Origin of the sequence: Mesorhizobium sp. (assembly GCF_024509055.1) — a bacterium.
Lineage (GTDB): Bacteria > Pseudomonadota > Alphaproteobacteria > Rhizobiales > Rhizobiaceae > Mesorhizobium.
On record NZ_JANINM010000197.1, the window covers coordinates 1 to 3,207 of the forward strand.

General features: G+C 62.0%; 3 protein-coding genes. 2 read left to right on the plus strand and 1 reads right to left on the minus strand.

Annotation, left to right across the window (positions count from 1 at the left end; translation table 11 throughout):
• Positions 1 to 4: 4 nt before the first annotated feature.
• Positions 5 to 1,060 (minus strand): aromatic ring-hydroxylating dioxygenase subunit alpha, encoded by a 1,056-nt coding sequence (locus Q0L57_RS09375; protein WP_296741501.1) that lies wholly within the window; start codon positions 1,058 to 1,060, stop codon positions 5 to 7.
• A 214-nt stretch (positions 1,061 to 1,274) separates the two neighbouring features.
• On the opposite strand from Q0L57_RS09375, the gene Q0L57_RS09380 reads away from it, so the two are divergent.
• The gene (locus Q0L57_RS09380) at positions 1,275 to 2,147 is read left to right on the plus strand and encodes an AraC family transcriptional regulator (RefSeq protein WP_296741504.1); all 873 of its coding nucleotides are present in this window, start codon (positions 1,275 to 1,277) and stop codon (positions 2,145 to 2,147) included.
• Positions 2,148 to 2,253: 106 nt separating this feature from the next.
• On the plus strand, positions 2,254 to 3,207 hold a 954-nt coding region (gene add / locus Q0L57_RS09385; RefSeq protein WP_296741507.1), incomplete at its 3' end, for an adenosine deaminase.

The window sequence follows — 3,207 nt, forward strand, 5'->3', positions numbered from 1 at the left end:
GCAATCAACTCGCGATCGGCGCGCCGAGGCCAAAGCGTTTCACAAGTCCACGCCGGTATTCGAGCGACATGCGATCCGAGGGAACATGGATTTCCTCGCTGAGATCGAGCGGCAATTCTTCCGGATGCTGCTCTTCGACCATAGGCTTGTCCTCGTCATTGATGAGCAGCGCATCCTTGATCCAGTAATCGTCGTCGGGATCGCCGGTCGTGTCGGTCATCATCTGGAAGATGCGCGTCTCCCGCGCAGAGATCGGGCACACCGTGTCGGCGAAATAGACGACGTAGTCCGAGCCCTGCGGCGCGATCTTGATGATGGTCGAGAACGGATAAGTGAGCTCGTAGGTGTAGACCACATCGCGCTCGTCGCCGGCGACGCCATCGTCGAAGCGGTTGAAGCCCTCGTGATAGGGCAGTTCGAAACGCAGGCCGTAGTCGGTCTGCTCTACGTCGTACGGCGGAATTGGATCCGCGGTGCTGCCGCCAAAACTCTGGGTGTGCACCCAGGGGAAATGGGCGACGTCGTTGAAGTTCTCGACATGGCGGCTGGCTGCCGCATACCAGGTGCCGCTCGGCACATAAACCTTCCGGAAGTCCGGGTTTGAAATGCCTTCCCACTCAGGCAGTTGCCAGATCGGATTGTTCTTGAGGCACGCCCAGACAATGCCGTAGCGCTCGACGGAGGCATAGGTCTCGAGCTTCAGCTTCGGCGGGATGCGCCCTTCCGAATTGGCGATCGACGGGATTTTCGAACAAGCGCCGCCATGCGCGAAATGCAGGCCATGCATCGGGCAGACGATCTGGTCGTCGACCATCCAGCCGGCGCTGATGCGCGTGCCGCGATGCGGGCAAAGGTCACGCGCGACGGTGATGCCGGCGGAGGTCTTGTAGATCACCAGGTCGACGTCGAGCAGCCTGGCCCTCACGGGCTTGTCGGCGATGTCGTGGACGAAGGCGACCGGATGCCAGAACGAAGCGAGGATATGCCAGTCGCCCGGCGAGAACGTGCAGCCGCGCGGGAGGTCATCTCTGGTCTTGGAATGATCGGCTGGCAGAAACAAACGCTTCCTCCTCGGGACGAGTCTCGCTGGCTTGTCCGAGGGCAAGCGCAACGATCTCGCCCGGACGCTGGAAAGTATCCCGCAGCCACCTTTTCTGCGGAATGCCTGCGGTATCGGAATGCATATCTGCAGTTAAGGTCGGTGCGGTACAACCTTTGAGGCGCCCCTTAGCCGTGCTACAAAAGCCGCAGGGCAAAGCGAGCAGGATTTGGCCATGCACGCATTCATCGACGGTGGCCGGGGCTACATATTCGGCGAGGCGATATATCCGGCCGGCGGCGTCTACGGTCCGCTCAAGGAGCGCTACGTTACGCTGCTCATCATCCACGAAGGCAAGGCGCGGGTTTTCTGCGACGACGACGAGACGGTGATGGGGCCGCGCAGCTGCGGCTTCTTCCGCAACGAGCGGCGGTTGTTCATCGAATATGCCGAAGGCCGCAACACCCGCGTCAGCTGGTGCGAAGGCTACGCCGGCGATCTGCCGGAGACGCTGGCTATGCGCCTGCGCTCGGTGTCACCGCGCATTCCCTTGTCACAGCGGGTCGAGACCATGCAGCGTCTGGGCGTCGAACTCGGCGCCGGCTCCAGCTCCAATCTCAACACGTTGCGCAACGGGCTCGGCGAGACGATCTTCCTGGCTTATTTCCACGAGGCGCAGTTGTCCGAGCAGGAGCGCATGACACCGCGCTCGGTGCTGCGGGCCCGCTTCTACATCGACGAGAACTACGAGAAGGAGATCACCGTCGAAAGGCTGGCGGCGCTGGTGGGGGTGACCCCGCAACACCTGGTCTCGTCCTTCCGCAAACATATTGGCGTGACGCCGGTGCGCTATTTGTGGCAGGTTCGTACCAACCACGGCCATTCGCTGTTGCTGCAGACGGGGCTGTCGATCGCCGAGATCGCTTATCAGTGCGGCTACAAGAACCCATTCCACTTCTCGCGTCAGATCACCGACCAGTTCGGCATGTCGCCGCGCGACGTGCGCGCCAACAAGGGCTACCGGCTGGCCAGCGACATCGCCGAAGGCGCCGCCGACACGGCCTATGGAATGGCCCTGCCGGAGACGAACTCGATCGTCGGCGAGTAGCCGTGCCTCGCATCACGATCGCAATGCCGGAGAGGTTTTCGCTCCTTGGAGATATTCCGGGGTGCCGAGGCGGGGGCTAATCTTGCGCTTTGGCCGGGAGGCTCGATTGGACATTGCCGCATTCATCAAGGGCCTGCCGAAGGTCGACCTCCACTGCCACATCGCGGATGCCATTCCCGCGCCGATGTTGTTCGAGATCGCCGAGGCCAACGGTATCGCCCTGGCGCCCTACACGCCGGAAACGATCTATCAGGCGACCGGCTTCGAGGATTATCTGGAACGCCTCGCCCTGGTGTGCTCGGCTCTGTCCAGGCAAGAGGATTTTCGCCGGATCCTCTTTGCGGCTCTGCGCAACATGGCAGGCTGCAACGTCCGCTACTGCGAGCTGTTCTTCAATCCCGACGATCACGTCGTCCCCTATCCGCAAATGCTCGAGGCCTATTGCGATGCGATAGAGGCCGCGCAAGCCAGCTTTGGAATCCGCGCCAGGCTAATTCCGTCGATCAACCGGGCGCTGGGACCGCGGCGCGGGATGGCAATGGTCGAAAACGTCATTCGCAACCGGCATGACTATGTTGTCGGCATTGGCCTCGACAACAACGAGTTGCTCGGCCCACCCCGGCGTTATGCCGACGCATTCGCTCTTGCGAGGACCATTGGCCTTCACGTCAGCGCGCATGCCGGCGAGCGGTTCGATCCTGGCGACTTGCGCGATGCGGTCGACTTGCTCGGCATCGAACGCATCGATCACGGCTATGCCGTCGTCGATGATGCGGACCTCCTCCGCCGTATCAGGGAAGCGAAGCTGCCTTTCACTGCCTGTTGGAGCGCCTGCGAACTGGTGCGCGGCACGGGTTCGGCCATCACCGAAATGCTCAGGGCCGGCCTCAATGTGACCATCAATACCGATGCACCGGCATCCTTCTCGACCGACATCAACCGGGAATATCTGCTGGTCGCGGAGGCGATGGACTTCGGCCCGGCGGAGATTTCCGCCATTGCCCAAGCAGGTATTCAAGCCTCGTACCTGGCGGAGGACGACAAGCGCATGCTGCTCGCG

Bases quoted from the DNA above. Each gene is read 5' to 3' on its own strand.
- Q0L57_RS09380 (WP_296741504.1), top strand. From the start codon at position 1,275: ATGCACGCATTCATCGACGGTGGCCGGGGCTACATATTCGGCGAGGCG.